The sequence below is a fragment of the Streptomyces sp. DH-12 genome (genome assembly GCF_002899455.1).
Lineage (GTDB): Bacteria > Actinomycetota > Actinomycetes > Streptomycetales > Streptomycetaceae > Streptomyces.
The window spans coordinates 3,526,965-3,553,483 of record NZ_PPFB01000001.1 but is presented as its reverse complement, the minus strand read 5'-3'; the positions used below and the strand labels follow the sequence as shown (position 1 = coordinate 3,553,483).

Genomic DNA, 26,519 nt, shown 5'->3' with positions numbered 1-26,519 from the left:
CCCCACCCGTACGCCCACGCGCGCGTCCCGGAACGGAGCCGCCCGATGACCGCCACCCTGCTGCGCACCGCCGCCGACCTGCACGACCGCGCGCGTACCGGCCGCCGTGCCGTGGTGATGACCATGGGCGCGCTGCACGAGGGCCACGCCACGCTGATCCGCACCGCCCGGACGATCGCCGGGCCCGAGGGCGAGGTCGTCGTCACCGTCTTCGTCAACCCGCTGCAGTTCGGCGCGGGCGAGGACCTGGACCGCTACCCGCGCACCCTGGACGCCGACGTCGAGCTGGCCGGACGGTCCGGCGCGGACGCCGTGTTCGCCCCGTCCGTGGACGAGGTCTACCCGGGCGGCGAACCCCAGGTCCGGATCAGCGCCGGGCCCATGGGCGAGCGGCTGGAGGGCGCCGCCCGCCCCGGGCACTTCGACGGCATGCTCACCGTCGTGGCGAAGCTGCTGCACCTCACCCGGCCCGACGTCGCCCTCTACGGGCAGAAGGACGCCCAGCAGCTCGCCCTGATCCGGCGCATGGTGCGCGACCTGAACTTCGGGGTGGAGATCGTCGGCGTGCCCACCGTCCGCGAGGAGGACGGGCTCGCCCTGTCCAGCCGCAACCGTTACCTGTCGCCCGCCGAGCGGCGCACCGCGCTCGCCCTGTCGCGGGCCCTGTTCGCGGGCCGCGACCGGCACGCCGCGCAGGAGGCGCTGCGCGCCCGCGCCCGCGAGGTGCCCGCCTCCCGCGCGCGTGCCGAGGCGCTCAGCGCGATCGGCGAGTCCCGCGCCGCGGCCGACGCGCACGCCGTCGCCACGACCGCCGGCGGTCCCGCCGCGGTCCGCGCCGCCGCCCGCCTGGTGCTGGACGAGGCCGCCCGCCTCGACCCGCCGCTCCAGCTCGGCTACCTGGCCCTGGTGGACCCGTCGGACTTCACCGAGATCGGCGACGACTTCACCGGTGAGGCCGTCCTCGCGGTCGCCGCGCGCGTGGGCGCCACCCGGCTGATCGACAACATCCCCCTGACGTTCGGAACGTTCGGAGACGCCTCGTGACCAGCACAGGCATAAGACTGCACGCGCCCGCCCCCGGCTGGTCCATCGACGCGGACGTGGTGGTCGTCGGCTCCGGCGTCGCCGGTCTCACCGCCGCCCTCCGCTGCGAGGCCGCCGGTCTGACGACCGTGGTCGTCACCAAGGCGCGCCTCGACGACGGCTCGACCCGCTGGGCGCAGGGCGGCATCGCCGCGGCGCTCGGCGAGGGCGACACCCCCGAGCAGCACCTGGACGACACCCTGGTCGCCGGCGCCGGACTGTGCGACGAGGAGGCGGTGCGCATCCTGGTCACCGAGGGCCCCGACGCCGTACGGCGGCTCATCGCGACCGGCGCGCAGTTCGACGAGTCCACCGACGGGGGCCTGGAACTCACCCGCGAGGGCGGTCACCACCGCCGCCGCATCGCCCACGCGGGCGGCGACGCCACCGGCGCGGAGATCTCCCGCGCCCTGGTCGAGGCGGTCCGCGCGAGCGGGAGGGGCGAGCGCGAAGCGCTCTCGGCCGAGGGTGGTGGCGGGCGACGGGCGGGCATGCGCATCATCGAGAACGCGCTCGTGCTGGACCTGCTCACCGACGCCGAGGGCCGCACCGCCGGCGTCACCCTGCACGTCATGGGAGAGGGCCAGCACGACGGCGTCGGCGCGGTGCACGCGCCCGCCGTGGTGCTCGCCACCGGCGGCATGGGCCAGGTGTTCTCCGCGACCACCAATCCGGCCGTCTCCACCGGCGACGGGGTCGCCCTCGCGCTGCGCGCGGGCGCCGAGGTGAGCGACCTGGAGTTCGTCCAGTTCCACCCCACGGTGCTGTTCCTCGGTCCGGACGCGGAGGGCCAGCAGCCGCTGGTCTCCGAGGCGGTGCGCGGCGAGGGCGCCCACCTGGTGGACGGCGACGGCGTGCGCTTCATGCTCGGGCAGCACGAACTGGCCGAGCTGGCGCCCCGGGACATCGTCGCCAAGGGCATCATGCGCCGCATGCGGGAGCAGGACGCCGAGCACATGTACCTCGACGCCCGCCACTTCGGCGCCGAGATGTGGGAGCGCCGCTTCCCGACCATCCTGGCCGCCTGCCGCGCCCACGGCATCGACCCGGTCACCGGGCTCGTGCCCGTCGCCCCGGCCGCCCACTACGCCTCCGGCGGCGTCCGCACCGACTCCCACGGCCGCACCACCGTGCCCGGCCTGTACGCGTGCGGTGAGGTCGCCTGCACCGGCGTGCACGGCGCCAACCGGCTCGCGTCCAACTCGCTCCTCGAAGGCCTCGTCTACGCCGAGCGCATCGCCGCCGACATCGCCCGCACCGGCCTCCGCGCGCGCGTGCCGCAGCCGCTGCCCACGGCGGAGCGCCCCGCCCACCCGCTGCTCCCGCCGGAGGCCCGCCTCGCCATCCAGCGGATCATGACCCGCGGCGCGGGCGTCCTGCGCTCCGAGGCGTCCCTGGCCGAGGCCGCCGACCGCCTGCACCGGCTGCACGCCGACGCGCGCGACGCCCTCGACGAGAACGGCAAGACCGCCGAGCCGGGCGTCGACACCTGGGAGGCCACCAACCTGCTGTGCGTCGCCCGCGTCCTGGTGGCCGCCGCCCGGCGGCGCGAGGAGACCCGCGGCTGCCACTGGCGCGAGGACCGTCCCGAGCGCGACGACACGGCGTGGCGCCGCCACATCGTCGTACGGCTGAATCCCGACCGATCGCTGGCGGTGCGCACCACCGACACCACAGACTTCCCCCCGACCCTCACCCAGGCCCAGGAGCAGTGACAGCAGTGACCACCCCCGACCTTCCCCTCGTCTCCTCCGACGGCTGCGGCGACGGCTGCGCCTGCGGCGCCGGCGAGGAGGACGCCTACCTGGAGTGCGGGCTCGACCCCGCGCTCGCCCAGCTCCTGGCCGACGCGGGGCTCGACCCCGTCGAGGTCGAGGACATCGCCAACGTCGCCCTCCAGGAGGACCTGGCGCACGGCGTGGACGTGACCACGGTCGCGACCATCCCGGAGGACGCCGTCGCCACCGCCGACTTCACCGCGCGGGAGGCGGGCACGGTGGCCGGCCTCCGGGTCGCCGAGGCGGTCATGTCGATCGTCTGCACCGAGGAGTTCGAGGTCGAGCGGCACGTGGAGGACGGCGACCGCGTGGCGGCCGGACAGGTGCTCCTGTCGGTCACCACCCGCACCCGCGACATCCTCACCGCCGAGCGCAGCGCCCTCAACCTGCTGTGCCGCCTGTCCGGCATCGCGACGGCCACGCGCGCGTGGGCGGACGCGCTGGAGGGCACCAGGGCGAAGGTGCGCGACACCCGCAAGACCACGCCGGGGCTGCGCAGTCTGGAGAAGTTCGCCGTGCGCTGCGGCGGCGGCGTCAACCACCGCATGTCCCTGTCGGACGCGGCGCTGGTCAAGGACAACCACGTGGTGGCCGCCGGCGGTGTCGCGCAGGCGTTCCGGGCCGTCCGCGAGCAGTTCCCCGACGTCCCGATCGAGGTCGAGGTCGACACCCTGCACCAGCTCCGCGAGGTCCTGGACGCGGGCGCCGACCTCATCCTGCTGGACAACTTCACCCCCGGCGAGTGCCAGGAGGCCGTGGCCCTCGTCGCCGGCCGCGCGGCGCTGGAGGCCTCCGGCCGCCTCACCCTCGCCCATGCCAAGGCGTACGCCGACACGGGCGTCGACTACCTCGCCGTGGGCGCCCTCACCCACTCCTCGCCGATCCTCGACATCGGCCTCGACCTGCGCGCTGCGGAGTAGGACCGGCCATGCTGCTGACCATCGACGTGGGCAACACGCACACCGTTCTCGGCCTGTTCGACGGCGACGAGATCGTCGAGCACTGGCGCATCTCCACGGACGCGCGCCGCACCGCGGACGAGCTGGCGGTGCTCCTGCAGGGCCTGATGGGCATGCACCCCCTGCTCGGCGACGAACTGGGCGACGGCGTCGACGGCATCGCCATCTGCGCGACCGTCCCGTCCGTGCTGCACGAACTGCGCGAGGTCACCCGCCGCTACTACGGCGACGTGCCCGCGGTGCTGGTGGAGCCGGGCGTGAAGACGGGCGTGCCGATCCAGTTCGACAACCCCAAGGAGGTCGGCGCCGACCGCATCATCAACGCGGTCGCCGCCAACGAGCTGTACGGCGGCCCGGCGATCGTCGTCGACTTCGGCACGGCGACGACCTTCGACGCGGTCTCCGCGCGCGGGGAGTACGTCGGCGGGGTCATCGCGCCCGGCATCGAGATCTCGGTGGAGGCGCTCGGCGTCAAGGCGGCCCAGCTCCGCAAGATCGAGGTGGCCCGGCCCCGCACGGTCATCGGCAAGAACACGGTCGCGGCGATGCAGTCGGGCATCGTCTACGGCTTCGCCGGCCAGGTGGACGGAGTCGTCCACCGCATGGCGCGGGAGCTGTCGGACGACCCGGACGACGTCACCGTCATCGCCACGGGCGGACTCGCGCCGATGGTGCTGGGGGAGGCCACGGTGATCGACGAACACGAGCCGTGGCTGACCCTGATCGGCCTCCGCCTGGTCTACGAACGGAACGTCTCCCGCATGTAGCGCACGCCGTTCGCGGCACGTGCCCCGGCTCGACCGCCTGGGCGCGCTCCGCGAAGTCCCGCCCGGCCGCCCCGCCCGTGCCCCGGCCGGGCGGGCCACCCGGGTGGTGACCGCGCCACACATGCGATCTTCGGGCGAATTTGTCTGATTAGCGCGTATCGTCGCACCATGCCCACGCCCTACGGATCCCGCGGCGGCCTGGCGTTCGGTGCGGAGGAGCTGCGTGTGCTCCGCCGTGCCCTCGCCCTCGCCCTGCACCCCAGCCCGGCCACGGCCGACGACGTCCAGGACTGTCTGCGCCTCGCCGCGTCCCTCGACGAGGTGACGCGCGAGAGTGCCCGGCTGCGCGCCTTCCTCGTGGCCGACCTCGGCCGTTACCGCGCCGCCCTCCCCGGCACCGCCGCCGGCTACCTCGCGCTCCTGGAGGAGGCGCTGGGCGCCGGATACCGGCCCCAGCTCGACGATCTGGCCGCCCTGCGCGCCCTGCGCGGCAACCCCGCCGCGGCCGCCCTGCTGCGGCACTGCGCGCGGGTCCGCCTGACCGCCCTGCCCGGGGGGCTGGCCTCCGTGGGGCAGGAGAAGAAGCCGGAGGAGCGGCCCTCGACGCCCCACCCGGCGCCGAACCCGGGCCCCACGCCCGCCCCGGGCACGCCCCGCCCGACCCGGCGGCCCGTGCCCACGCCCGGCGAGGTCTTCCCCCGGCGCAAACCCGCCACACCGCCGCCGGGCCGGCACCTGGCCGCCGGCTGACCCGTCCCGCTGGCTACTCTGGACGCATGGACTACGTCTCCGCGCTCCTGCCCCCGGCCGTCATGGCCGTCTTCTTCGTCGGAGTGATCCGCGTCATCGTGAAGACGCAGGGCGGCGCCAACAAGAACAAGGAGGACGCCGCCGTCGACGCGGCCCTCGCCCGGGCGGACGGCCAGGCCGGCAAGACCGACGCCTGACCGTCACCCGGCACGCGCCACAGGGGCGTACGACAGGTCGTCGTACGCCCCTTTTGTCATGGTTCGCTGGTGATCGCGCACGTCCGGCACGCCATCATCGGGTTCTCCCACTATTGTTCTGAGATGTGCCTCGCCCCTTGGGAGAACTCGAAGACGCGGTCATGACGCGGGTCTGGAAGTGGAACCGCCCGGTGACCGTTCGGGAAGTCCTGGAAGATCTCCAGAAGGAGCGGTCCATCGCGTACACCACGGTGATGACCGTTTTGGACAATCTCCATCAGAAGGGCTGGGTGCGACGGGAGTCCGAGGGCCGCGCCTATCGATATGAGGCCGTCTCCACTCGCGCCGCCTACGCCGCCGCCCTCATGAACGAGGCGTGGTCGCAGAGCGACAACGCCGCCGCGGCTCTCGTCGCGTTCTTCGGCATGATGAGCGAGGAACAGCAGCGGGCTCTCCGGGACGCCATGCGGATCGTCCAGCTCCCGCAAACCCCCGACGACATCGCCGGCTCTCCCGACGAGAACCCCGCCTCTCGTGACGAGCCCGGCGGGCGATAGCGTCCGTCCATGTCAGCAGACAGCCCCGAAGTCACCGCAAATGCCCTCACCGTGCGGCGGGCCCGCACCGGCGATGTGCCGGCCGTACGCCGCCTCCTCGACGTCTACGTCCGCGAGGGCATCCTGCTCGACAAAGCCATGGTGACGCTTTACGAGGACATCCAGGAGTTCTGGGTGGCGGAACGGGACGACAACGCGGAGGTCGTCGGCTGTGGCGCCCTGCACGTGATGTGGGAAGACCTCGCGGAAGTCCGCACTCTCGCCGTCAAGCCGGGCCTGAAGGGCGCCGGCGTGGGACACCGCCTGCTGGAGAAGTTGCTGCGCACGGCCCGCTGGCTCGGTGTTCGACGCGTTTTCTGTCTGACCTTCGAAGTGGACTTCTTCGCCAAGCACGGCTTCGTGGAGATCGGTGAGACGCCCGTCGACCGCGATGTGTACGCGGAGTTGCTGCGCTCCTATGACGAGGGTGTCGCGGAGTTCCTCGGCCTCGAACGCGTGAAACCGAACACCTTGGGCAACAGCCGGATGCTTCTGCATCTGTGATCTGTGGTCCGCGATCTGTGTCAGGCCCCCTATGCGGGTGCCCTATGTCCGAAACGCGCACGTTTCCGGGGTGTGCGCGGGCCCCTGCCCTCTGCCGGGGGTTTGTGTTTTTACGGCAAAAGCGGTTTGCTTTCCGAGGTACTGCAGTACTGCATATAACAAGGGGCGGCGATACGGCGGACGCCGGCTCACCCCGGCCCTCAAGTTATCGATGAAAGGAAATCCGGTGGCACAGAAGGTTCAGGTCCTTCTTGTCGACGACCTCGACGGCGGCGAGGCGGACGAGACCGTGACGTTCGCGTTGGACGGCAAGACCTACGAGATCGATCTCACCACCGCCAACGCGGAGAAGCTCCGCGGCCTTCTCGAGCCTTACGTGAAGGGCGGCCGCCGTACCGGGGGCCGTGCTTCGGGCGGGCGCGGAAAGACGCGTCCCTCCTCCGGCGGCAGCCAGGACACCGCGGCCATCCGCGCCTGGGCGAAGGAGAACGGTTACGAGGTCAACGACCGCGGCCGCGTCCCCGCGTCCATCCGCGAGGCCTACGAGAAGGCCAACGGCTGACCCGTGCCCCGCGCGGCGGCGCCCGCACCGGCGTGCCGCAGGCGTACGCGGAGGATCTGCGTCGCCACGGTGTTCACCAGCCGCACGAGGTCCGGGGGGCCGTCACCGGCCCCTCGCGAGCCCCTCGTGCCCATCGCCGACAGCGCCGGCAGCGAGCTCTCTGCCTCGCGACCCGGCTCGGGGGGCCGCAGCCACACGGCGGCCCCCTGCGAACTGCCCGGGCCCTCGTCGCCGGGGCGCCCGGCGGCCGGGAGCCCGCACGGCGCGTCCGGCCCGGTCCCGGCGGCCCACGGGGCGGCGGGGGCGTCCATGAGGCTCCCCTCGCCGAGCGCCCGCAGGCCGAGACCCAGCCCGCCCCACTCCAGCCACTCCAGCAGCCCCGGCAGCTCGTCCGCGCCGCCCGCGGCCACCAGGAGCCGCATCCGGCCCTCCTGGAGGGCGACCGGGAAGCCCCCCGTGGCCCCGCCCAGCCGCTCCAGCGCCGCACGGCCCGCCTCCGCGGGCACGTCCAGGACGTCGAAGCGCACGCCCACCACCAGCCGCGGCGGGACGCCGGGCACCGTGGGCCATCCCAGTACGTTCTCGTACCAGAGCCGCGTCCGGTCGCCGTGACGGCCCTCACTCTCCCCGCGGGCGGGCACGGCCGGCCGGCGGGGCGCCGGGAGGGCGGCGGAGCGGAGACCGGTCATGCCCGGGGCAACGGACGACGGCCCGTGTGGTTACGCTGGGTGCTCGGAAGTGTGCGCACGGTGCCGACCAGGGGGGCGTGCGGGGGTGCAGGAGAGCGCAAGGTTGTTCGCCCGTAGCGGAGGGAACCCGTGCACTCGGCATGGACGGTCCGTAGCAGCGGGTAAGACATCCCTAGTGGGAGGGGGCGACACGCAGGGCGGGACGGCTCCCGTTCGCCACGGGCGTACTGGCGAAGGGGGTAACTGCCTGGCCTGCGGGAACATCGTCTCGCACCATCGGGTTGGAGCAGATGTCGGCGTGAGCGGGGTCAGGAGGCCATCGACGGTGTCGGCAGTTGGAATGAGCGGTCCCCGCTCGCGGGACTAAGCTGCGGAAGGACAGGGAGGGGAAGTTCCCCCCACTGCCTGACCGCTCTGAGGAGCGATTAACGATGTTCGAGAGGTTCACCGACCGCGCGCGGCGGGTTGTCGTCCTGGCTCAGGAAGAAGCCCGGATGCTCAACCACAACTACATCGGCACCGAGCACATCCTCCTGGGCCTGATCCACGAGGGTGAGGGTGTCGCCGCCAAGGCCCTTGAGAGCCTCGGGATTTCGCTCGAGGCGGTCCGCCAGCAGGTGGAGGAGATCATCGGGCAGGGCCAGCAGGCCCCGTCGGGTCACATCCCCTTCACCCCCCGTGCCAAGAAGGTCCTGGAGCTGTCGCTCCGCGAGGCCCTTCAGCTGGGCCACAACTACATCGGCACGGAGCACATCCTGCTCGGCCTGATCCGTGAGGGCGAGGGCGTCGCCGCCCAGGTCCTGGTCAAGCTGGGCGCTGATCTGAACCGCGTGCGGCAGCAGGTGATCCAGCTGCTCTCCGGTTACCAGGGCAAGGAGACCGCCACCGCCGGCGGTCCTGCGGAGGGCACGCCTTCCACGTCCCTGGTCCTCGACCAGTTCGGCCGGAACCTCACCCAGGCCGCCCGCGAGTCCAAGCTCGACCCGGTCATCGGGCGCGAGAAGGAGATCGAGCGGGTCATGCAGGTGCTGTCCCGCCGTACCAAGAACAACCCGGTGCTGATCGGTGAGCCCGGCGTCGGCAAGACCGCCGTCGTCGAGGGCCTCGCCCAGGCCATCGTCAAGGGCGAGGTGCCCGAGACGCTCAAGGACAAGCACCTCTACACCCTGGACCTCGGCGCCCTGGTGGCCGGCTCCCGCTACCGCGGTGACTTCGAGGAGCGCCTGAAGAAGGTGCTCAAGGAGATCCGCACCCGCGGCGACATCATCCTGTTCATCGACGAGCTGCACACGCTGGTCGGCGCGGGCGCCGCCGAGGGCGCGATCGACGCGGCGAGCATCCTCAAGCCGATGCTGGCCCGCGGCGAGCTCCAGACCATCGGTGCGACCACGCTGGACGAGTACCGCAAGCACCTGGAGAAGGACGCGGCCCTCGAGCGCCGCTTCCAGCCCATCCAGGTCGCCGAGCCGTCCCTGCCGCACACGATCGAGATCCTCAAGGGCCTGCGCGACCGCTACGAGGCGCACCACCGCGTCTCCATCACGGACGAGGCGCTGGTCCAGGCCGCCACCCTGGCCGACCGGTACATCTCGGACCGCTTCCTGCCGGACAAGGCGATCGACCTGATCGACGAGGCCGGCTCCCGGATGCGCATCCGCCGGATGACCGCGCCGCCGGACCTGCGCGAGTTCGACGAGAAGATCGCCGGCGTCCGCCGCGACAAGGAGTCCGCGATCGACTCGCAGGACTTCGAGAAGGCCGCCTCGCTGCGCGACAAGGAGAAGCAGCTCCTGGCCGCCAAGGCGAAGCGGGAGAAGGAGTGGAAGGCCGGCGACATGGACGTCGTCGCCGAGGTCGACGGCGAGCTGATCGCCGAGGTCCTCGCGACCGCCACCGGCATCCCGGTCTTCAAGCTGACCGAGGAGGAGTCCAGCCGCCTGCTCCGCATGGAGGAGGAGCTGCACAAGCGGGTCATCGGCCAGGACGACGCCGTCAAGGCGCTGTCCAAGGCGATCCGCCGTACCCGCGCCGGTCTGAAGGACCCGAAGCGTCCGGGTGGCTCGTTCATCTTCGCCGGTCCGTCCGGTGTCGGTAAGACGGAGCTGTCCAAGGCGCTCGCGGAGTTCCTCTTCGGCGACGAGGACGCGCTGATCTCCCTCGACATGTCGGAGTTCAGCGAGAAGCACACGGTCTCGCGTCTCTTCGGTTCGCCCCCCGGCTACGTGGGCTACGAGGAGGGCGGCCAGCTGACGGAGAAGGTGCGCCGCAAGCCGTTCTCGGTCGTCCTCTTCGACGAGGTCGAGAAGGCCCACCCGGACATCTTCAACTCGCTGCTGCAGATCCTGGAGGACGGTCGCCTGACCGACTCCCAGGGCCGGGTCGTGGACTTCAAGAACACGGTCATCATCATGACGACCAACCTCGGCACCCGGGACATCTCCAAGGGCTTCAACCTGGGCTTCGCCGCCGCGGGTGACACGAAGACCAACTACGAGCGCATGAAGAACAAGGTCTCGGACGAGCTCAAGCAGCACTTCCGGCCCGAGTTCCTCAACCGCGTCGACGACGTGGTGGTCTTCCCGCAGCTGACCCAGGGCGACATCCTGCGGATCGTCGACCTGATGATCGACAAGGTGGACGAGCGCCTGAAGGACCGGGACATGGGCATCGAGCTCTCCCAGTCCGCCAAGGAGCTGCTGTCCAAGAGGGGCTACGACCCCGTGCTGGGCGCCCGACCGCTGCGCCGGACCATCCAGCGGGAGATCGAGGACTCGCTGTCGGAGAAGATCCTCTTCGGCGAGCTGCGTCCCGGTCACATCGTGGTCGTGGACACCGAGGGCGAGGGCGAGTCCCAGACCTTCACCTTCCGCGGCGAGGAGAAGTCGGCGCTGCCCGACGTCCCGCCGATCGAGCAGGCGGCCGGCGGCGCCGGCCCGAACCTGAGCAAGGACGCGTGAGCGCCCTGCCTCACGGCCTGTGAGAGGGGCCGGCACCCGCGAGGGTGCCGGCCCCTCATCTGTGCCCGGGGCCGGTCAGGACAGCTGGCCGTCGTAGTCCGGGAGCTTGAAGGTGCGCTCGGCGTGGCCGCCCGAGAGGTCGGTGGGGTTGTTGCCGATGTTGGCGATGATCGTGTAGCCCTTGCGCTCGATGGCGGCGCGCTGGGCCGTCTTGTACTCGGCGACGTTCCTGAAGAGGTCCAGGAAGCCGCGGACGTACAGGCCGGAGGACTCGTAGCCGGCCTGGTCGAGGTTCCACTCGGTGGGCGCGTGGATGATGCCGGGGCGGGCGGTGACGAAGAACAGGTCGACGCCGCGCTCCTCGGCGTAGCGGGCGACCTCCAGGACCGGCTTGTTGGCGGGCTGCGGGAAGCTGAAGCCGAAGTCGGTCTCCAGGGCGGTGTTGTCGATGTCGAGGACGATCGCCTGCTTCTCGCCGGGCCGGGCGTCGGCGATGCGCTGCTTCACGTAGGGCAGGGCCTGGTCCATGACCGCCTGGCAGTCGCGCTGCCAGGTGTCGTAGTCGACGGCCGCCGCGAGGGCGGCCGGGGCGGTGGCCGGGAGGGCGGCGGTGGCCGTCGTGGGCGGCGCGGCGGCGGGTGCGGCCTCGGCCGGTGCGGCGAGGGCCACCAGTGCGGTCGCGGAGACGGCGGTCACCGATACGCGGCGCAGCCAGGGGCGTCGGCTTCTCATGTCGTGGGGGTCCTCTCACGTCCGTGACGCTGCCAACATGTCGTGTGCATGCTCGTGTGCGAGGGTGACGCGAGGTGAACCGTAGGGTTACCGGACGGTAGGCGACCAGAGGCCTGCGCCACATTTCTGCGGCCGCGTTTTCACTCCGCCGGTGACATGGTGCACAGGGGCTGTGTCCGGTACGGCCCGGAATAGTAGAGGGCGACCGAAACTACATCGGACATTCCGGCCGAAAGTGAGAGTGAACGGCTTGAAATGGGGCCTCCGCCCCGTGCGAGCCCTCTGTCAAGAGACGCGCATCTCAGTAGGAATCTACGAGTTTCGGTCGTAGGTCACATCTTTGCGGCTTTTCGGGCGAAAGGGTTACCACTGAGGAGCCACCGCGCCGCGGACCCCGCGAGCCGGTGGTTCTCCTCTGCCCCCTCCCCCCATGAGGTTTCGATGTTCGAGCGCGTCACGTCCCGTCTCCCCCGTACGTCCGCCACCCGTACCCGCGCGGCCGTCCTGGCCGCCGGCCTGGGCACCTCGGTCGTCCTGGGAGCCGGGGTCGCGGCCGCCGTCGACACCACGGCCGCCTCCGGCGCGGCCGGCGCCGTGCAGGCGCAGGCGGCGGCCCAGTCCAAGGCCGCGGAGGCCCAGGCGAAGGCCGTTCAGGCGCAGGCCGCCAAGGCCCAGAAGGCCGCCGAGGCGAAGAAGGCGGCCGCCGCCAAGGCCGCCCGGGCGAAGAAGGCCGCCCAGGCCGCGGCCCAGAAGAAGGCCGCCTCCTGGATCGACCCGGTCGAGAACTACAAGTTGTCCGCGAGCTTCGCGCAGAACGGCGGCATGTGGGCCTCCAAGCACTCCGGCCAGGACTACGCCGTCCCGACCGGCACCCCGGTGCTGGCCGCCCACGGCGGCACGGTCGTGAAGGCCGGCGGCAACGGCGCCGGCGACGGCCCCGCGTACGGCAACGCCGTCGTGATCAAGCACGGCGGCCAGACGTACTCCCAGTACGCCCACCTGTCCTCGGTGAACGTGAAGGTCGGCCAGGTCGTCAAGACCGGCCAGAAGATCGCCCTGTCCGGCAACACCGGCAACTCCAGCGGTCCCCACCTGCACTTCGAGATCCGCACCACCCCGAACTACGGCTCCGCCGTCGACCCGGCGAAGTTCCTGCGCAGCAAGGGTGTGACGGTCTGACCCGCGGGGAGCGGACGGAACAACCGGCACGCCGTCCCCCCGGGCACGCACGGCACGTTCCCGCTGGGCGCGGCCGTCGCCGTGCTGTCGCCGGGGGCCGCCTTCGTCGAGGAGGGCCCGCTGAAGGGCGCGGGCCCGCGTGAGGACCGACGGGAGGACGCCCCCGCACCGACGTCCGGGACGGTCCGGGCGGCCGGCCCCCTCGGGGCGCCCGCCCGCCCCGGGACCGTGCTCACTGCCTCAGCACCGGATAGCTCCCCGTGTTCGTCGGGGCGTGCTCCGGCAGCCACAGGACGGCGGCGGCGCCCTCGGGCGGCGCGTCGTCCGGGGCCCCCGCCGGGCGTACGTTGCGGAAGGTCAGCCGGGCGCCCAGGACCCGGGCCTGGCCGGCCGCGATGGTCAGGCCCAGGCCGTGACCCCGGCCCGCCCGGTCCGCGCTGCCGGTGCGGAAGCGGCTCGGCCCCTCGGCGAGCAGCTCCTCGGGGAAGCCGGGCCCGTGGTCGCGGACCCGGACGACCCGGCCCTCCACGGTGACCTCGATGGGCGGGGCGCCGTGCCGGGCGGCGTTGGCGAGCAGGTTGAACAGCACCCGCTCCAGGCGTCGCGGGTCGGTGGTGACCTCCGACTCGTGCACCACCCGCACGACGACGTCCGGGTCCTTCGCCGCGACCCGCCGGGCGACGAACTGGCCGAGCAGGATGTCCTGCAGTTCGGCCCGTTCGGACGCGCTGTCCAGCCGGGCGACCTCCAGGACGTCCTCGACGAGGGTGCGCATCGCCCGGGCCCGGTCCTGCACCAGCTCCGTGGGCCGGCCCGGCGGCAGCAGTTCCGCCGCGGTGAGCAGACCGGTCACCGGGGTGCGCAGCTCGTGGGCGATGTCGGCGGTGACCCGGCGTTCGGCCTCCAGCCGCTGCTTCAGCGCGTCCGCCATGGCGTCCACCGCGCTGGCGAGGTCGTCGGTCTCGTCCCGCACCACCCCGCCGATGGCCTCCCGCACCCGTACGTCCGTCTCGCCGCCCGCGACCCGGTTGGCGGCGGCGGCCGCCTTGCGCAGCCGCCGCGACAGGTGCCCGCCGATGAGCACGCCGAGCGCGGAGCCGCCGAGGACGGTCGCGGTGGAGCCGATCAGCAGAGCCTGGTCGAGGTCCTCCAGGATGTCCGAGCTGCGGTCGGTGAAGCCGGAGTGCAGCGACATCACGTGCCCGTTCTTCAGCGGCACCGCCGCCCAGATGTCCGGTGCGCCGCCCCGGTCGGCCACGTAGGTGGCGCGGCGGCCCTCCTCGACCCTGGCGCGCAGCTCCCGGGGCAGCTGCGGGTCGTCGATCTTGGTGTTGGGGAAGTTCAGCCGTCCGGACAGCTCGTAGTTGCGCTGCGCGATCATGATGCGCTCGTCGGCCAGGTCACGCGCGTTGTCCAGCATCGACACCCGGGCCGCGTTGTGCACGACCAGGCTGAGCGCGACCGCCACCAGCGCGCCGACCAGCGCGATGGCCGCGCTGAGCTTCCACCTCAGTCCGGCCCCGAGGTCGGCCCGCCGCACGAACGCCGTCACGAGGCGCCGGATGTACCCGCGCATCAGCCCGCTCAGGCCTTCAGCTTGTAGCCGAAGCCCCGGACCGTCTCGATCCGGTCCTGGCCGATCTTGCCGCGCAGCCGCTGCACATGGACGTCGACCACCCGGGTGTCCCCGCCCCAGCCGTACTCCCACACCCGCTCCAGCAGCTTGTCGCGGGAGAGGACGGTGCCCGGCGCCGCGGAGAACTCCAGCAGCAGCCGCATCTCGGTCGGGGTGAGCGCGACCGGCTGCCCGGCCTTGCGCACCTCCATGCCCTCGGTGTCGATCTCCAGCTCGCCGAAGGCCAGGACGGGCCCGCCGTCCCCGTCGTCCTGCCCCGCTCCGGCGCCGCCCGCCCGCTCGAAGCGGCGCACCACCGCGCGGATCCGGGCGACCAGGACGGCGCCGTCGAACGGCTTGGTCACGTAGTCGTCGGCGCCCGCCTCCAGGCCCAGCACGACGTCGATGGCGTCGGCCCGCGCCGACAGCATGATCACCGGCACGGTCGACTCGTCCCGTATCCGCCGGCACAGGCTGACGCCGTCCAGGCCGGGCACCATGACGTCGAGGAGCGCGATGTCCGGCCGGTCGGCGCGGAACGCCTCGAGACCCGACAGCCCGTCGGGCATCGCGGTGACCGCGAAGCCGTCCCGCTCCAGCGTGAGCTGGGTGGCCTCGCGGATGACGTCGTCGTCCTCGACGAACAGGACGTGGGTCTGGTCTGCCATCCCGCTGCTCTCAGTTCTCGTGTGGTTCCGGACCGGGCGCGTCCCCGTGCCCGCCCGGCCCCTCGTCCGTGGCCCACCCCACGGGACGCACCGGCCGCGCGACGGGTTCATCCCCTCATCGTCCGGCGGCCCGCCTGCGGTCCCGCGGTGAGCCGTGTCTCAGCTTTCGGGGGCCGGTGTCGGCACCGCGCCGGCCACCGGCCCGTACTCGTTGTGGGTGCGGTACTTCTCGCCGAACCGGCCCGAGACCCAGCGGTACGTGATCACGTCCTCGCCGGACGGGCTCGACACCGGGTCGCCGCGGTCGTAGACCTGCTTGGTCACCACCAGGTCCCCGCGGTCGATCTCGGCGTAGACCGGCGGCTCCTCGGCGCTGAACACGTTGACGTAGGAGCCGTCCTGGTGCCGGTAGACGTACGCGCCGATGCCGACGGCGTCACCGCAGGTCAGCACGTTGACGACGACGTCGTCGCGGGCCTCGCCGGTGAGGTTGCCGTAGCTGACGTCCACCGGGTACTCGTCGGCGACGCAGGGCTTCAGCTCCCGCTTCACCTGGGCCGAGACGGCCGGGTCCCGCTTGATCAGGCGTACCGCGTCGACCCGGTCGGGGGCCGGCGAGGGCGCGGTCGCGGGCGCGGCCGGGCTCGCCCCGTCGTCCACGCGCGCCGGGCCCTCGTCCCGGGCGCCGGTGCCGCTCGCGCCGCATCCGCTCGCGAGCAGCACGGCGGCGGCGAGCACGGCCGTCGCCGTGCTCGCCGTCCGGGCGGTGGACCGGACCCCTCCGGGCCCAGGGCCGGTCAGGCCGCGCAACGCTCCCGCTCCTCACGCTCCAGCGCGCGTGCGTCCAGCTCGCGGGACTCCAGCTCCTCGCGGAGCCGGGCCAGCGCCCGGTGCAGCGTGCTCTTGACCGTTCCGGCCGACATGCCGAGCGCGGCGGCCGTCTCGTCCGTGGACATCTGCTCCCAGTGTCGCAGCACCACGACGCTGCGCTGCTTCGGGGCGAGGACCTTCAGGACGTCCATCAGCAGGGCGCGGTCCGCGTGCTGCTCGGTGGCGTCCTCCACGCGGGACTCGGGGAGCTGCTCCGTGGGCACCTCCTCCAGCTTGCGCGCCCGCCACCACTCCGTCCGCGTGTTGATCATGACGCGGCGCAGGTAGGCGTCGGCCAGCCGCTTGTCCTCGATGGTCTCCCAGCGGCCGTACGTGCGCACCAGCGCGGTCTGCAGCAGGTCCTGCGCCTCGACGGGGTCCGGGACCAGGCGCCGGGCGCTGCGCAGCAGCGCGTCCTGTCGGGTGCGGACGTACTCCTCGAACTCGAGCACCTCGCCCTGCGCCATGGTGTACCGCCTTCCGGTCCCCGTTCCGGCCCGCCCGTGAAGGGCCGGCCGTACCGCTCGTCATCCGTCTCGCCGTGCTCCGGTCGAGCACGTGATCGACGGTACGGAGGCGTTGTCACGGCACTGTCCGGAGCACCCTGCGGGCAGCCCTCAGGTGTCCGTCGGTTGTGTAACGGAGGGACGAACGGGATGAACGGCACGCAGCGGCCGGCCGTCCGGCGCGGTCATGGGACGGTACGCCCGTCACGGGGGTGTGACGGGCGTGAACCGTGTGACGGGGAACGGCCCGGGTTCAGGCCTGCGGCAGCCGGTACAGGCCGCCCGGCATCGGCTCCACCAGGCCGTCGGACACCAGTCCGTCCAGCGCGCGGGCCCGCTGCACCGGCTCGTGCCACACCCGGTCGAGCGCCGCCTGCGGCACCGGTCCGTGCGCCTCCCGCAGCACGGCCAGCAGCCGCCCGCGGACCTGCCGGTCGGTGCCCGCGTACGTCTGCCCGCGGCGCGGCGGACCCTCGTGCGCGGGCTTGCCGGCGAGCCGCCAGGCGCACTGCGCGGCGATCGGGCAGCGGTGGCAAGCCTCGTTCTTCGCCGTGCACACCAGCGCGCCCAGCTCCATGGAGGCGGCGGCCCACCGGGCGGCCGTGGCCGCGTCCTCCGGCAGCAGCGCGCGGGCCAGCCGCCGCTCGGCGGCGGTGGTGGCGTTCGGCGGGTACTGCGTGCCGCTGACCGCGCGGGCGAACACCCGGCGGACGTTGGTGTCCAGCACCGCGTGCCGCTGCCCGTAGGCGAAGGACGCCACGGCGGCGGCGGTGTACTCGCCGATGCCGGGCAGCGCCAGCAGCTGGGCGTGGTCGGACGGGACGTCGCCGCCGTGCCGTTCCGTTATGGCCACGGCGGCTCCGTGCAGCCGCAGGGCGCGGCGCGGGTAGCCGAGCCGGCCCCAGGCGCGGACGGCCTCACCGGGCGCCTCGGCGGCGAGGTCGGCGGGGCGCGGCCACCGCGCCATCCACTGCTCGTAGACGGGCAGCACCCGGTTGACCGGGGTCTGCTGCAGCATGAACTCACTGACCATCACCCCCCACGCGCCGGCCTCCGGGCGCCGCCACGGAAGGTCCCGGGCGTGCTCGTCGAACCAGTCGATGACGGGGGAGTGCAGCGGCTCACCGGGAGCACGCTCGGACGCGGAATCGGCGGCGGTGCCGTACGGGGGCTTCGTGGGAGCAGTCATGACCCGTCGATCCTGCCACGCCGGGCCCCGTGGACGACCGAGCGCCACGGTCGAAGCGCTCCCGGAGGGTGACACGGGACCTGACGATCGGCAGGGGCGGACGCCCGGCGGCCGCTTGTAGCGTCGGGCGCATGGACCATGCCCGTACCGCCGCGGCCGGCGGCCGCTGCCTGCTCTGGGCGGGGCTCGTGCTGCCGGCGCTGGGCGCCGACCGGCTCGGGCTGAACGAGCCGCGCCCCCTCTGGCAGCAGGCGGCCGGGGCGGGCGTGCTCGCCGCCGCCACCGCCCTCGCCCGCCGTCCCCTCGCCGCGTTCGCCCTGACGGCCGTCCTGTGCCTGGCCGACGCCCCCGCGCTGTTCAGCCTCTCCTACGGGCCCGCGCTCGCCGTGTTCGCGCTGCTGCTCGGGCTGCGGGCGGAACGCACCGCCCCCGCCGCCCGGTGCTTCGCCGCCGTGGGCGTCGCCGGCGCCGTGCGGATCGGGCTCGGCGGGGGCGACCCGGTCCCGCCGTGGCTGGTGATGACCGGCACCCTGCTCTTCGGGTGCGTCCTGCCCTGGCTGGGCGGGCGCTACTGGCGGCAGAGCCGCGAGCTGACCGCCGCGGGCTGGCTGCGGGCGGCCCGGCTGGAGGAGGAGCGGCGGCTCGCCGAGGAGCGGGCGCGGCTGCGCGAGCGGGCGAGGATCGCGCAGGACATGCACGACTCCCTCGGGCACGAGCTGAGCCTGCTCGCGCTGCGGGCGGGCGTCCTCCAGGTCGCGCCCGACCTGCCGGAGCGGCACCGGGCGGCGGCGGCCGACCTGCGTGCGGCGGCCGCGGACGCCACGGACCGGCTGCACCGCATCATCGGCGTGCTGCGGGAGGACGACGACGAGCCGCTGCCGCTCGCCCCGGCCGGGGAGACCGTCGGACAGCTCGTCGCCCGCGCCGCCGACTCCGGGCTGCCGGTGCGCTGCGAGACCGACGGGCGGCCCGTGGAGCCGGGCGGGATGGCCGAGCGGCTGCTGTACCGGGTGACGCGGGAGGCGCTGACCAACGCGGCACGTCACGCACCGGGCGCGCCCGTGGTCGTGGAGCTGACCGGCGGCCCCGGAGCGACCGTCACCGTCACCAACGGACCCGCCACGGAACGGAGTCCGGCGCCCTCCGGCGGCGGCACGGGACTGCGCGGGCTGCGCGCGGCCGTCACGGCGGTCGGCGGGACCTTCGAGGCGGGCCCGCACGGCGGCGGGTACCGGGTGCGGGCCCGCGTCCCGGCGCGGGCGGACGGGACCGTCGCGCCGCCACGTGCCCCCTCCGCGCCCTTCACCCGCGCCCGCCGCCGTGTGGCCACCGCGCTGGGCGTCGCCGCGGGCGCGGGCGTCGCCCTGGTCGCGGCGGCGGCCGGCTGGTACGCGTACACCGAGACGCACGCGGTGCTGGAACCCGCCGCCTACGCCGCACTCCGCCCGGGCACGCCGCTCACCGCCCTCGACCTGCCCGGCCGGCAGATCCAGGACCCGCCGGCCGAACGCGCTCCCGCCCCGCCCGAGGACGCCGACTGCCGCTATTACCGCGCGAGCGGCGAGCTGTTCGTCTCCGTCGACCACTACCGGCTCTGCTTCGACGACGCCGGCCGCCTGGTCGCCAAGGACGTCGTCCCGCGCGCGGGCGGTCGACAAGGCTCTGTGCGGAAGGAGTTGACCGAATGATCAGAGTCCTGCTGGCCGACGACGAGGCGATGGTGCGGGCCGGGGTGCGGGCCATCCTGGACAGCGGCGGCGAGGCGGAGGTCGTCGCCGAGGCGGGCGACGGGCGCGAGGCCGTCGAACTGGCCCGCGCGCACCGTCCCGACGTGGCCCTGCTCGATGTCCGCATGCCCCGGCTGGACGGGCTCGCGGCGGCCGAGGAGGTCGTCCGCACAGTCCCCGGCACGGCCGTCGCCGTGCTCACCACCTTTTCCGAACGCGCTTACGTGGCAAGGGCGTTGGCCGGTGGTGCCACCGGGTTCCTGCTGAAGTCCGGCGACCCGTACGAACTCCTCGCGGGCGTACGGGCGGTGGCGCGCGGCGCGGCCTTCCTGTCGCCCACGGTGGCCCGGTACGTGATCGAAGGGCTCGGCGGGTCCGACGGTGGCGGGCGGCTCGCCCGTGAGGCGGAGGCGCGGGCGCGGGCGGAGGTGCTCAGTCCGCGCGAACGGGAGGTGCTCGGCCTGGTCGGCGCCGGGCTGTCCAACCCGGAGATCGCCGCCCGGCTGCATCTCGTCGAGGGCACGGTGAAGGCGTACGTCAGCGCGGTCCTGGACCGGCTCGGCGTGCGCAATCGCGTACAGGCGGCGATCGTCGCGTACGAGGCGGGGCTGGTGGACAGGCAGGCGTCCGGCGGGGCGACGGCGTTCAGCGGCGCCGGTGCGTGGCGTACGAGGAGGCGTCGGACCGCGGACCGGGACCGGTGATCCACCGCGCGACCGGTGACGCCGAACCGCGCGCCGCCCCCGTGAGCCGAACGGCGGGCCGCGTGGCCAGGGCGACGACGGCCAGGGAGACGGCGACGCCCAGCAGCAGACCGGCGACCACGTCGTGCGGGTAGTGCACGCCCACGAACACCCGTGAGAACGCGGCGAGAAGAGCCAGCGGAGCCGTCAGCCGGACGAGGGCGCGGCGCACCAGGACCAGCGTGGCGGCCGAGGCGCCGGCGATGGTGGCGTGGTTGCTCGGGAACGACCAGTCGCCGTACGGCGGGCACTGAGCCAGGGAGGGGGCGGCTCCGGTCACCGCGCGGCACGGACGCTCCTCCGTCACCACGGACTTGAGCACTTCGCTGCAGACGTACGCCACAGCCGTGGCCAGGGGTGCGAGGACCGCGATCGCGAACGCGCGGGTGTCGGAGCGCCGTGCCTTCCACCAGCCGACGGCGAACAGTGCGACGAACACGAGGAGTCCGGCCTCCGTCCCGATCTCGGCCGTGTGCCGCAGCCACGCCGGGGCGTCGTGCGCGTGGTCGGTGATGTCGCGGTACAGCCCGCTGTCCACATGGTCCATGGTCACCGAACGTAGGCGAACGGGCGGAACGGTCACACCCAGCGATCGTCAGGTGCCCCGCCTGACGAAAGACAGGGGTGTGCGGCCGGTTACCGGAATGATGATCCGGAAAAGTTGCGTGCTGAACGGCGGGTGGGACAAGCGAACGCTCGTATCTCTCGTACAGTTTGCGCCGTGGGATCTCTGCGCAATCCGGTCGGGCCGCTTCCCTCCTCCATCTACTGGCGACGGAGGGCCGTACTGCTGTCCGTACTCGCCCTGTTGGCGTTGTTGGTCACCTGGGTCGTGGTCTCCGCCGGCGGGAACGGCAACGGCTCCGACAACGGTGCCAACGGCAAGAATCCCGCGCCCTCCATCACTCCGGGACCGTCCGGCTCGGGCCCCGCGATCAGCCAGGCGCCGGGCGGGCGTGACGAGACGGGTGACGGCGGGTCGGAGGGGTCCGGCGGCGGTTCCGACGACTCCGGAGATTCGTCCTCCGGTTCCGACGGCGCGGGAGGCGACGGCGACCCCGCGGACTCCGCGGGCGCCGGCGGCGCGGGCGGATCGGGCGGATCGGGCAGCGGCGCGGGCGGCAGCGCGGGCGGCGGCTCCGAGGGCGGTACGTCCGCGGGGGTCGGCGCGGGTGACGCGCTGCCGGCCGGATCCGGGTCCGGGCTGCCCAACTGCACCGCGGACGCCGTCCGGTTCAGCCTGCGCAGCGAGCGCAACACGTACGGGCCGGCGGACACGCCCACGTTCCTGCTCACCGCGCGGAACACGTCGGGCGCCGACTGCAAGATCGACCTCGGCCCGGAGCGGACGGTGTTGACCGTCTCCCAGGCCACGGACGACGACACGTTCTGGGCGTCGGACCACTGCCCGAGGGGCGCGCGCAGCCTGGCGTTCCGGGTGCCGGCCGGGGACGGCATCACGTACACCGTGAAGTGGGACCGCAAGCCGAGCGCGGCGGAGTGCGCGACGCCGAAGGGCGGGTCGGCGAAGCCGGGCACGTATCTGGTCGAGGCGAAGGCGCCCGGCTTCGAGAAGGTGCGGACGTCGTTCGTGCTGAAGGCCGACTAGGGGTTCTCGAAGGCCGCCCCGGCCTGACGGCCGGTGAGGGCCGGGCGCGCGGTTCCCCGCGCCCCTCAGGGGCGCTCCGGTCAGACGTAGCGTTCGAGGATGCTGCTCTCCGCCAGGCGGGACAGGCCCTCGCGGACGCTGCGGGCGCGGGCCTCGCCCACGCCGTCCACCGTCTGGAGGTCGTCCACGCTCGCCGCGAGCAGCTTCTGCAGTCCGCCGAAGTGCTCCACCAGGCGGTCGATGATCGCGCCGGGCAGCCGCGGCACCTTCGCCAGCAGGCGGAAGCCGCGCGGCGACACCGCCGAGTCCAGGGTCTCCGGGGAACCGGTGTAGCCGAGTGCCCGCGCCACCGTCGACAGCTCCAGCAGCTCGGCGTGGGTGAGCGCGTCCAGCTCGTGCAGCGCCTCGTCGACGGTGCGGGAACGCTTCGCGGTCGGCGCGGGGACGTAGTCCCGCACGACCAGTTCGCGCTCCGGCTCCACGCCCGCGATCAACTCGTCGAGCTGGAGGGCGAGAAGACGCCCGTCGGTGCCCAGTTCGACCACGTATTCGGCGATTTCGGTGGCGATGCGGCGCACCATCTCCAGCCGCTGCGCGACCGCCGAGACGTCCCGGACCGTCACCAGGTCCTCGATCTCCAGCGCGGACAGCGTGCCCGCGACCTCGTCGAGGCGGAGCTTGTAGCGCTCCAGGGTGGCGAGCGCCTGGTTGGCGCGGGACAGGATCGCCGCCGAGTCCTCCAGGACGCGGCGCTGCCCGTCCACGTAGAGGGCGATCAGCCGCATCGACTGGGAGACGGAGACGACCGGGAAGCCGACCTGCTTGCTCACGCGGTCGGCGGTCCGGTGCCGGGTGCCGGTCTCCTCGGTGGGGATCGTCGGGTCCGGCACCAGCTGGACACCGGCCCGCAGGATCTTGGACAGGTCGGACGAGAGCACGATGCCGCCGTCCAGCTTGCACAGCTCGCGCAGCCGGGTCGCGGTGAACTCCACGTCCAGCACGAAACCGCCGCTGCACAGCGCCTCGACGGTCTTGTCCGAGCCGAGCACGATGAGCCCGCCCGTGTTGCCGCGGAGCACGCGCTCCAAGCCGTCACGCAGGGCGGTACCGGGTGCCACAGCGCTCAGCGAGGCGCGCATCAGGCCATCGGAACCGGCACTCCCACCGGACTTTCCGGGAGCTGCTGCCCGGTCGTTGGCTGCCACTGCACTCCTCCGGTCGCAGGTTCTGGGCGCCCCCGCGCTTCGTACGGACGGGCGAGACCTGGGCAAAGTCTACCGGCGGTCCTCCGGCTCCCGTGGGGCCTCTCGGCGACGGGAGCGGGGAAGGACCCGCAGCGCGTCCCCTATGTTCGCCACTTCCACGACCTTCATGCCCGCCGGGACCCTGCCCGGGTCGCCCGGCACCAGGGCGTGCGTGAAGCCCAGGCGGTGCGCCTCGGCGAGCCTGCGCTGCACGCCCGTGACCCGTCTCACCTCGCCCGCGAGGCCCACTTCGCCGATCGCCACGAGGTTCTTCGGCAGCGGGGTGTCGCTCGCGGCGGACGCCAGGGCGAGCGCGACGGCCAGGTCCGCGGCCGGCTCGGAGAGCTTCACGCCGCCGACGGTCGCGGAGTAGATGTCCCTTTTGCCCAAGGCGCTGATCCGGCCGCGCTGTTCCAGCACCGCCAGCATCATCGAGACGCGGGAGGTCTCCAGGCCGGAGGTGGTGCGGCGGGGGGAGGGGATCTGCGAGTCCACGGTGAGCGCCTGCACCTCGGCGACCAGGGGGCGGCGGCCCTCCAGGGTGACGGTCAGGCAGGTGCCGGGGACCGGTTCGTCACGACGGGTCAGGAAAAGTCCGCTCGGGTCCGCAAGGCCCGTGATGCCCTCGTCGTGCAGTTCGAAGCAGCCGACCTCGTCCGTCGTGCCGTAGCGGTTCTTCACCCCGCGGACCAGGCGCAGGCGGGCGTGCCGGTCGCCCTCGAAGTGCAGCACGACGTCGACCAGGTGCTCCAGCAGGCGCGGGCCGGCGATGGCGCCGTCCTTGGTGACGTGGCCCACCAGGAGTGTGGACATGCCGCGTTCCTTGGACGCGCGGATCAGCGCCCCGGCCACCTCGCGGACCTGGGCCATGCCGCCGGGGGCGCCGTCGATCTCCGGGGACGCCACCGTCTGCACCGAGTCGAGGATCAGCAGCGACGGCTTCACCGCGTCCAAGTGGCCGAGGACGGCGGCGAGATCCGTCTCGGCGGCGAGGTAGAGATGGTCGTCGATGGCATGGATGCGGTCGGCCCGCAGCCGGACCTGGCTCGCCGACTCCTCACCCGTGACGTACAGCGTGCGGTGCTCGTCGCTCGCGGACTTGGCGGCGACGTCCAGCAGCAGCGTGGACTTGCCGACGCCCGGCTCGCCCGCGACCAGCACCACGGCGCCGGGGACGAGACCGCCGCCGAGCACCCGGTCCAGCTCCGGCACACCCGTGGAGCGGGCGGTGGCCTGCCGTCCGTCGACCTGCCCGATGGGCAGCGCGGACGTGGTGACCCGCCCCGGCGCGGTCGTCCGGACGGCGGGCGCCGCACCGTACTCCTCGACCGTCCCCCAGGCCTGGCACTCGGGACAACGGCCGAGCCACTTGGCCGTCTGCCATCCGCACTCGGTGCAGCGGTAGGACGGACGGTCCTTGGAGGTCTTGGTACGGGCAGCCATGCCCAAAAGGTAACCGCCCCCTCTGACAACGCGGGCCGGCCCCTGCCCGGCCACGGCACGCGCAGCCCGCCCGCGCGCCGCCGCGCCGAGCCGTGCGTCACACCGCTTCGGCTGTCTCACCGCCCCCGGCGGCCCCGCCGGCGCCCCGCCGGGCGGTACCGCGGCGGCCGCCTCCCGGGTGCGGCCGGACGCGGGCGTCGTGGCCGCTCACGGGCCGGGAAAGGCCCCCGTCCCCGGATTGAGGGATCGTTTCACCCTTACGGATTAAAAGTGCGCACGGCGCCGGAAGGCGCCGCCCCCCGCCCCCTACGGTCGCCGAATGACGAGCAGCGGCCCGGACACCTCGACCCGTACGTCCACCCGTACGACCGGAACCCACCGGACGCACCGGGAAGCGCGCGACCGGGCGGCCGCGCGCACGCTGGCCCGGCGGCCGGCCGCCCGCTACGAGCCGCACCTGGACGGCCTGTTCACCTACTGCCTGTCCGTCCTGTGCGACCACGACGCGGCGACCGCCGCCCTGGCCGACGCGCTCCACCTCGCGGAGCGCCGCGACCGGCACGTCCCGGACGAACTCGGCAGCCTCCGCGCATGGCTGTACGCCCTCGCCCGCTGGGCGTGCCTGCGCAAGCTGGCCGAGGCCAGGCAGAAACGTCAGGCCTCCCACGCCGGCGGCCGCTCCGGCGGGCGGCGCGCCTCCGCGGGGAGCGCCCCCGCCCCGGCCGCCCCCGCCGGGGAGCAGGAGCGGCGCCGCCGCGAACTGGCCGCCCTGGCCTGGCCGGAGGCCGCCGGCACCGGCCCGGAGCAGCGCGAGGCGCTCGAACTCGCCGTCCGCCACCGTCTCGCCGCCCACGAGGTCGCCGCCGTCCTCGGCATGGCCCCGGCCGCGGCGCGCGAACTGCTCGTCACCGCGGCCTGCGAGGTGGAGCGCACCCGCGCGGCCCTCGCCGTCGTGGAGACCGGCGCCTGCCCCGGTGTGGCGCACCTCACCGGCGACCAGGGGATGGTGCTCGGCACGACCCTGCGCCGCGAACTGGTCCGGCACGTCGACGACTGCCCGCGCTGCCGCCGTACCGCCGAGCGGGCCGTCCCGGGCCGGTGGCCCGGCACCGGCGTCACGCCGGACGCCCTGCCGCTCGTGCCCGTGCCCACCGCCGCCCTGCACACCGCCCTCGCCCACCACCCACGCGCGCGTGGCGCCGCGCCCCGCTTCGACCGGCGCGGCTTCCCGATGGACCCCAAGGACCGGGTCGCCCGCCGGGACCGCCTGCGCGTGCGTGCCGTCACCACGACCGTGGTCGCCACGGTCGTCGCCGCGCCCGTGCTCGCGCTGTGGGCCGCCTACCGGGCCACCCCGGTCGGCGAGGGCGCGGACGGCGGCCCGGCCGCCGCGCGCGAGGACGGCGCCGTCGGCCTCGACGGCGGCGAGGGCGGCGCGGGCTACGAGAACGCCGGCAACGCCGAGCCCCGCCCCGGCGCCCGCTTCGACGCGGACGGATCGCCGGACGTGTCGGTGGAGGTCGTCGAGGTCGCGGGCGCCGGGGACAAGGGCACCGCCGTGCTGGGCGTGACGGCCGCCCACCGCGGCGACACCACCTTGATCACCCTGACCGCGCGGGGCGCGGAACCGGTCCGCTGGTCCGCGTCCACCGGGGCCCCCTGGCTCTACCTGAGCCGTTCGTCGGGCACGCTCGCCCCCGGCGAGTCGGTGACGATCCGGGTCCACGTCGACCAGCTGCGCGAGCCGTCCGGCCACTGGCGGGCCACGGTGGCGGTCTCCCCGGCGGGCTCGCTGGTGTCCATCGAGGGGTACGGACCCGTCCGGTCCACCCCGGTCAGCGGCTCCCCCTCCACCCCGGGCACCCCGGGCGTCCCGCCCCCGTCGCCCTCGCACCCGGACCCCACGCCCCCGTCGCCGACGCCCTCGGACCCCACCCCGGCGGACCCGCCGTCCTCCTCGGCTCCGGACCCGGATCCCTCGCCGGCCGACCCGGCCCCGAGCGACCCGCCCCCTTCCGGCCCCTCCCCCTCCGGCCCCTCCCCCTCCGGCCCTTCTCCCTCCGACCCCGAGCCCGCGGACCCGAGCGACTCCGCCCCCGCCGGCACGGGCACCCCGGACCCGGGCACGTCCTAGACACGAAGCGGCGCCCGC

Annotated in this window: 25 protein-coding genes; 15 read left to right on the top strand and 10 right to left on the bottom strand. The window is 73.8% G+C overall.

Annotated elements, in window-relative coordinates:
- Positions 1-45 precede the first annotated feature (45 nt).
- From panC to C1708_RS14730, 9 genes are all read left to right on the top strand, one after another.
- Positions 46-1,044 (top strand): pantoate--beta-alanine ligase, encoded by a 999-nt coding sequence (gene panC / locus C1708_RS14770; protein ID WP_106413116.1) that lies wholly within the window; start codon positions 46-48, stop codon positions 1,042-1,044.
- Positions 1,041-2,798, top strand: a complete 1,758-nt coding sequence (locus C1708_RS14765) for an L-aspartate oxidase (protein ID WP_106413115.1) — start codon at positions 1,041-1,043, stop codon at positions 2,796-2,798. The genes panC and C1708_RS14765 overlap by 4 nt, the downstream gene beginning before the upstream one ends.
- A gap of 5 nt (positions 2,799-2,803) precedes the next feature.
- Positions 2,804-3,781 (top strand): carboxylating nicotinate-nucleotide diphosphorylase, encoded by a 978-nt coding sequence (nadC, locus tag C1708_RS14760; protein WP_106413114.1) that lies wholly within the window; start codon positions 2,804-2,806, stop codon positions 3,779-3,781.
- A gap of 8 nt (positions 3,782-3,789) precedes the next feature.
- A complete protein-coding gene (locus C1708_RS14755) occupies positions 3,790-4,587 on the top strand; it encodes a type III pantothenate kinase (protein WP_106413113.1) in 798 nt (265 codons plus the stop codon).
- A 168-nt stretch (positions 4,588-4,755) separates the two neighbouring features.
- Positions 4,756-5,337, top strand: a complete 582-nt coding sequence (locus C1708_RS14750; protein ID WP_106413112.1) for a hypothetical protein — start codon at positions 4,756-4,758, stop codon at positions 5,335-5,337.
- 26 nt (positions 5,338-5,363) lie between these two features.
- Complete coding sequence (locus C1708_RS14745) at positions 5,364-5,534, top strand: hypothetical protein (RefSeq protein ID WP_106413111.1); 171 nt, start codon at positions 5,364-5,366, stop codon at positions 5,532-5,534.
- 125 nt (positions 5,535-5,659) lie between these two features.
- Entirely contained in the window at positions 5,660-6,091 is a 432-nt protein-coding gene (locus tag C1708_RS14740) for a BlaI/MecI/CopY family transcriptional regulator (protein ID WP_106413110.1), read from the top strand.
- Between the two features lie 9 nt (positions 6,092-6,100).
- Positions 6,101-6,634, top strand: coding sequence for an amino-acid N-acetyltransferase (locus tag C1708_RS14735; RefSeq protein ID WP_106413109.1), 534 nt, complete (start codon positions 6,101-6,103; stop codon positions 6,632-6,634).
- Positions 6,635-6,860: 226 nt separating this feature from the next.
- Entirely contained in the window at positions 6,861-7,196 is a 336-nt protein-coding gene (locus tag C1708_RS14730) for a histone-like nucleoid-structuring protein Lsr2 (protein ID WP_106413108.1), read from the top strand.
- Here the strand turns inward: C1708_RS14730 and C1708_RS14725 are convergent.
- Positions 7,175-7,885 carry an SCO3374 family protein gene (locus C1708_RS14725; RefSeq protein WP_106413107.1) on the bottom strand — a complete coding sequence of 237 codons (711 nt, stop codon included), beginning with the start codon at positions 7,883-7,885 and terminating at the stop codon, positions 7,175-7,177. The two genes, C1708_RS14730 and C1708_RS14725, sit on opposite strands and share 22 nt — an antisense overlap.
- Positions 7,886-8,316: 431 nt before the next feature.
- Between C1708_RS14725 and C1708_RS14715 the strand changes: the two genes are divergently transcribed.
- Positions 8,317-10,842 carry an ATP-dependent Clp protease ATP-binding subunit gene (locus C1708_RS14715; RefSeq protein WP_106413106.1) on the top strand — a complete coding sequence of 842 codons (2,526 nt, stop codon included), beginning with the start codon at positions 8,317-8,319 and terminating at the stop codon, positions 10,840-10,842.
- Positions 10,843-10,917: 75 nt separating this feature from the next.
- Here the strand turns inward: C1708_RS14715 and C1708_RS14710 are convergent, their stop codons facing one another.
- Complete coding sequence (locus C1708_RS14710) at positions 10,918-11,574, bottom strand: HAD family acid phosphatase (RefSeq protein ID WP_106413105.1); 657 nt, start codon at positions 11,572-11,574, stop codon at positions 10,918-10,920.
- 441 nt (positions 11,575-12,015) lie between these two features.
- Between C1708_RS14710 and C1708_RS14705 the strand changes: the two genes are divergently transcribed.
- On the top strand, positions 12,016-12,753 hold the full coding sequence (locus C1708_RS14705) for a M23 family metallopeptidase (protein WP_106413104.1): 738 nt from the start codon (positions 12,016-12,018) through the stop codon (positions 12,751-12,753).
- 232 nt (positions 12,754-12,985) lie between these two features.
- Here the strand turns inward: C1708_RS14705 and cseC are convergent, their stop codons facing one another.
- The 5 genes from cseC to C1708_RS14680 all read right to left on the bottom strand — a co-directional run bounded on the left by cseC (position 12,986) and on the right by C1708_RS14680 (position 17,601).
- Positions 12,986-14,329, bottom strand: a complete 1,344-nt coding sequence (cseC, locus tag C1708_RS14700) for a two-component system sensor histidine kinase CseC (protein WP_106413103.1) — start codon at positions 14,327-14,329, stop codon at positions 12,986-12,988.
- Positions 14,330-14,337: 8 nt separating this feature from the next.
- On the bottom strand, positions 14,338-15,036 hold the full coding sequence (cseB, locus tag C1708_RS14695) for a two-component system response regulator CseB (RefSeq protein WP_106413102.1): 699 nt from the start codon (positions 15,034-15,036) through the stop codon (positions 14,338-14,340).
- 159 nt (positions 15,037-15,195) lie between these two features.
- Positions 15,196-15,846, bottom strand: coding sequence for a hypothetical protein (locus C1708_RS14690; RefSeq protein WP_198602501.1), 651 nt, complete (start codon positions 15,844-15,846; stop codon positions 15,196-15,198).
- On the bottom strand, positions 15,834-16,373 hold the full coding sequence (locus C1708_RS14685; RefSeq protein ID WP_106413101.1) for a SigE family RNA polymerase sigma factor: 540 nt from the start codon (positions 16,371-16,373) through the stop codon (positions 15,834-15,836). The genes C1708_RS14690 and C1708_RS14685 overlap by 13 nt, the downstream gene beginning before the upstream one ends.
- 292 nt (positions 16,374-16,665) lie before the next feature.
- Positions 16,666-17,601 (bottom strand): iron-sulfur binding domain-containing protein, encoded by a 936-nt coding sequence (locus tag C1708_RS14680; RefSeq protein WP_106413100.1) that lies wholly within the window; start codon positions 17,599-17,601, stop codon positions 16,666-16,668.
- Positions 17,602-17,732: 131 nt separating this feature from the next.
- Between C1708_RS14680 and C1708_RS14675 the strand changes: the two genes are divergently transcribed.
- Positions 17,733-19,289: a sensor histidine kinase gene (locus tag C1708_RS14675; RefSeq protein WP_106413099.1), complete on the top strand. Its 1,557-nt coding sequence runs from the start codon at positions 17,733-17,735 to the stop codon at positions 19,287-19,289.
- Positions 19,286-20,032 carry a response regulator transcription factor gene (locus C1708_RS14670; protein WP_241911255.1) on the top strand — a complete coding sequence of 249 codons (747 nt, stop codon included), beginning with the start codon at positions 19,286-19,288 and terminating at the stop codon, positions 20,030-20,032. The genes C1708_RS14675 and C1708_RS14670 overlap by 4 nt, the downstream gene beginning before the upstream one ends.
- Here the strand turns inward: C1708_RS14670 and C1708_RS14665 are convergent.
- Positions 19,974-20,618 (bottom strand): phosphatase PAP2 family protein, encoded by a 645-nt coding sequence (locus tag C1708_RS14665; RefSeq protein ID WP_198602500.1) that lies wholly within the window; start codon positions 20,616-20,618, stop codon positions 19,974-19,976. The genes C1708_RS14670 and C1708_RS14665 overlap by 59 nt on opposite strands.
- Positions 20,619-20,792: 174 nt before the next feature.
- On the opposite strand from C1708_RS14665, the gene C1708_RS14660 reads away from it, so the two are divergent.
- A complete protein-coding gene (locus tag C1708_RS14660) occupies positions 20,793-21,680 on the top strand; it encodes a hypothetical protein (protein ID WP_106413097.1) in 888 nt (295 codons plus the stop codon).
- A gap of 80 nt (positions 21,681-21,760) precedes the next feature.
- Here C1708_RS14660 and disA read toward each other — a convergent pair whose 3' ends face one another.
- Complete coding sequence (disA, locus tag C1708_RS14655) at positions 21,761-22,885, bottom strand: DNA integrity scanning diadenylate cyclase DisA (protein ID WP_106413096.1); 1,125 nt, start codon at positions 22,883-22,885, stop codon at positions 21,761-21,763.
- Positions 22,886-22,954: 69 nt separating this feature from the next.
- A complete protein-coding gene (gene radA, locus C1708_RS14650) occupies positions 22,955-24,367 on the bottom strand; it encodes a DNA repair protein RadA (RefSeq protein ID WP_106413095.1) in 1,413 nt (470 codons plus the stop codon).
- 319 nt (positions 24,368-24,686) lie between these two features.
- Between radA and C1708_RS14645 the strand changes: the two genes are divergently transcribed.
- A complete protein-coding gene (locus C1708_RS14645) occupies positions 24,687-26,501 on the top strand; it encodes a BACON domain-containing protein (protein ID WP_106413094.1) in 1,815 nt (604 codons plus the stop codon).
- The last annotated feature ends 18 nt before the right edge of the window (positions 26,502-26,519 follow it).

What these genes read in the sequence shown, in the direction of transcription:
- C1708_RS14705 (WP_106413104.1), top strand. Translation starts at nt 12,016, where the DNA reads ATGTTCGAGCGCGTCACGTCCCGTCTCCCCCGTACGTCCGCCACCCGT.
- panC (WP_106413116.1), top strand. Translation starts at nt 46, where the DNA reads ATGACCGCCACCCTGCTGCGCACCGCCGCCGACCTGCACGACCGCGCG.
- C1708_RS14710 (WP_106413105.1), bottom strand. Translation starts at nt 11,574, where the DNA reads ATGAGAAGCCGACGCCCCTGGCTGCGCCGCGTATCGGTGACCGCCGTC.
- C1708_RS14675 (WP_106413099.1), top strand. Translation starts at nt 17,733, where the DNA reads ATGGACCATGCCCGTACCGCCGCGGCCGGCGGCCGCTGCCTGCTCTGG.
- C1708_RS14745 (WP_106413111.1), top strand. Translation starts at nt 5,364, where the DNA reads ATGGACTACGTCTCCGCGCTCCTGCCCCCGGCCGTCATGGCCGTCTTC.
- C1708_RS14670 (WP_241911255.1), top strand. Translation starts at nt 19,286, where the DNA reads ATGATCAGAGTCCTGCTGGCCGACGACGAGGCGATGGTGCGGGCCGGG.
- C1708_RS14665 (WP_198602500.1), bottom strand. Translation starts at nt 20,618, where the DNA reads ATGGACCATGTGGACAGCGGGCTGTACCGCGACATCACCGACCACGCG.
- C1708_RS14750 (WP_106413112.1), top strand. Translation starts at nt 4,756, where the DNA reads ATGCCCACGCCCTACGGATCCCGCGGCGGCCTGGCGTTCGGTGCGGAG.
- C1708_RS14725 (WP_106413107.1), bottom strand. Translation starts at nt 7,885, where the DNA reads ATGACCGGTCTCCGCTCCGCCGCCCTCCCGGCGCCCCGCCGGCCGGCC.
- C1708_RS14755 (WP_106413113.1), top strand. Translation starts at nt 3,790, where the DNA reads ATGCTGCTGACCATCGACGTGGGCAACACGCACACCGTTCTCGGCCTG.
- C1708_RS14715 (WP_106413106.1), top strand. Translation starts at nt 8,317, where the DNA reads ATGTTCGAGAGGTTCACCGACCGCGCGCGGCGGGTTGTCGTCCTGGCT.
- radA (WP_106413095.1), bottom strand. Translation starts at nt 24,367, where the DNA reads ATGGCTGCCCGTACCAAGACCTCCAAGGACCGTCCGTCCTACCGCTGC.
- cseB (WP_106413102.1), bottom strand. Translation starts at nt 15,036, where the DNA reads ATGGCAGACCAGACCCACGTCCTGTTCGTCGAGGACGACGACGTCATC.
- C1708_RS14735 (WP_106413109.1), top strand. Translation starts at nt 6,101, where the DNA reads ATGTCAGCAGACAGCCCCGAAGTCACCGCAAATGCCCTCACCGTGCGG.
- cseC (WP_106413103.1), bottom strand. Translation starts at nt 14,329, where the DNA reads ATGCGCGGGTACATCCGGCGCCTCGTGACGGCGTTCGTGCGGCGGGCC.
- C1708_RS14645 (WP_106413094.1), top strand. Translation starts at nt 24,687, where the DNA reads ATGACGAGCAGCGGCCCGGACACCTCGACCCGTACGTCCACCCGTACG.
- C1708_RS14685 (WP_106413101.1), bottom strand. Translation starts at nt 16,373, where the DNA reads ATGGCGCAGGGCGAGGTGCTCGAGTTCGAGGAGTACGTCCGCACCCGA.
- C1708_RS14680 (WP_106413100.1), bottom strand. Translation starts at nt 17,601, where the DNA reads ATGACTGCTCCCACGAAGCCCCCGTACGGCACCGCCGCCGATTCCGCG.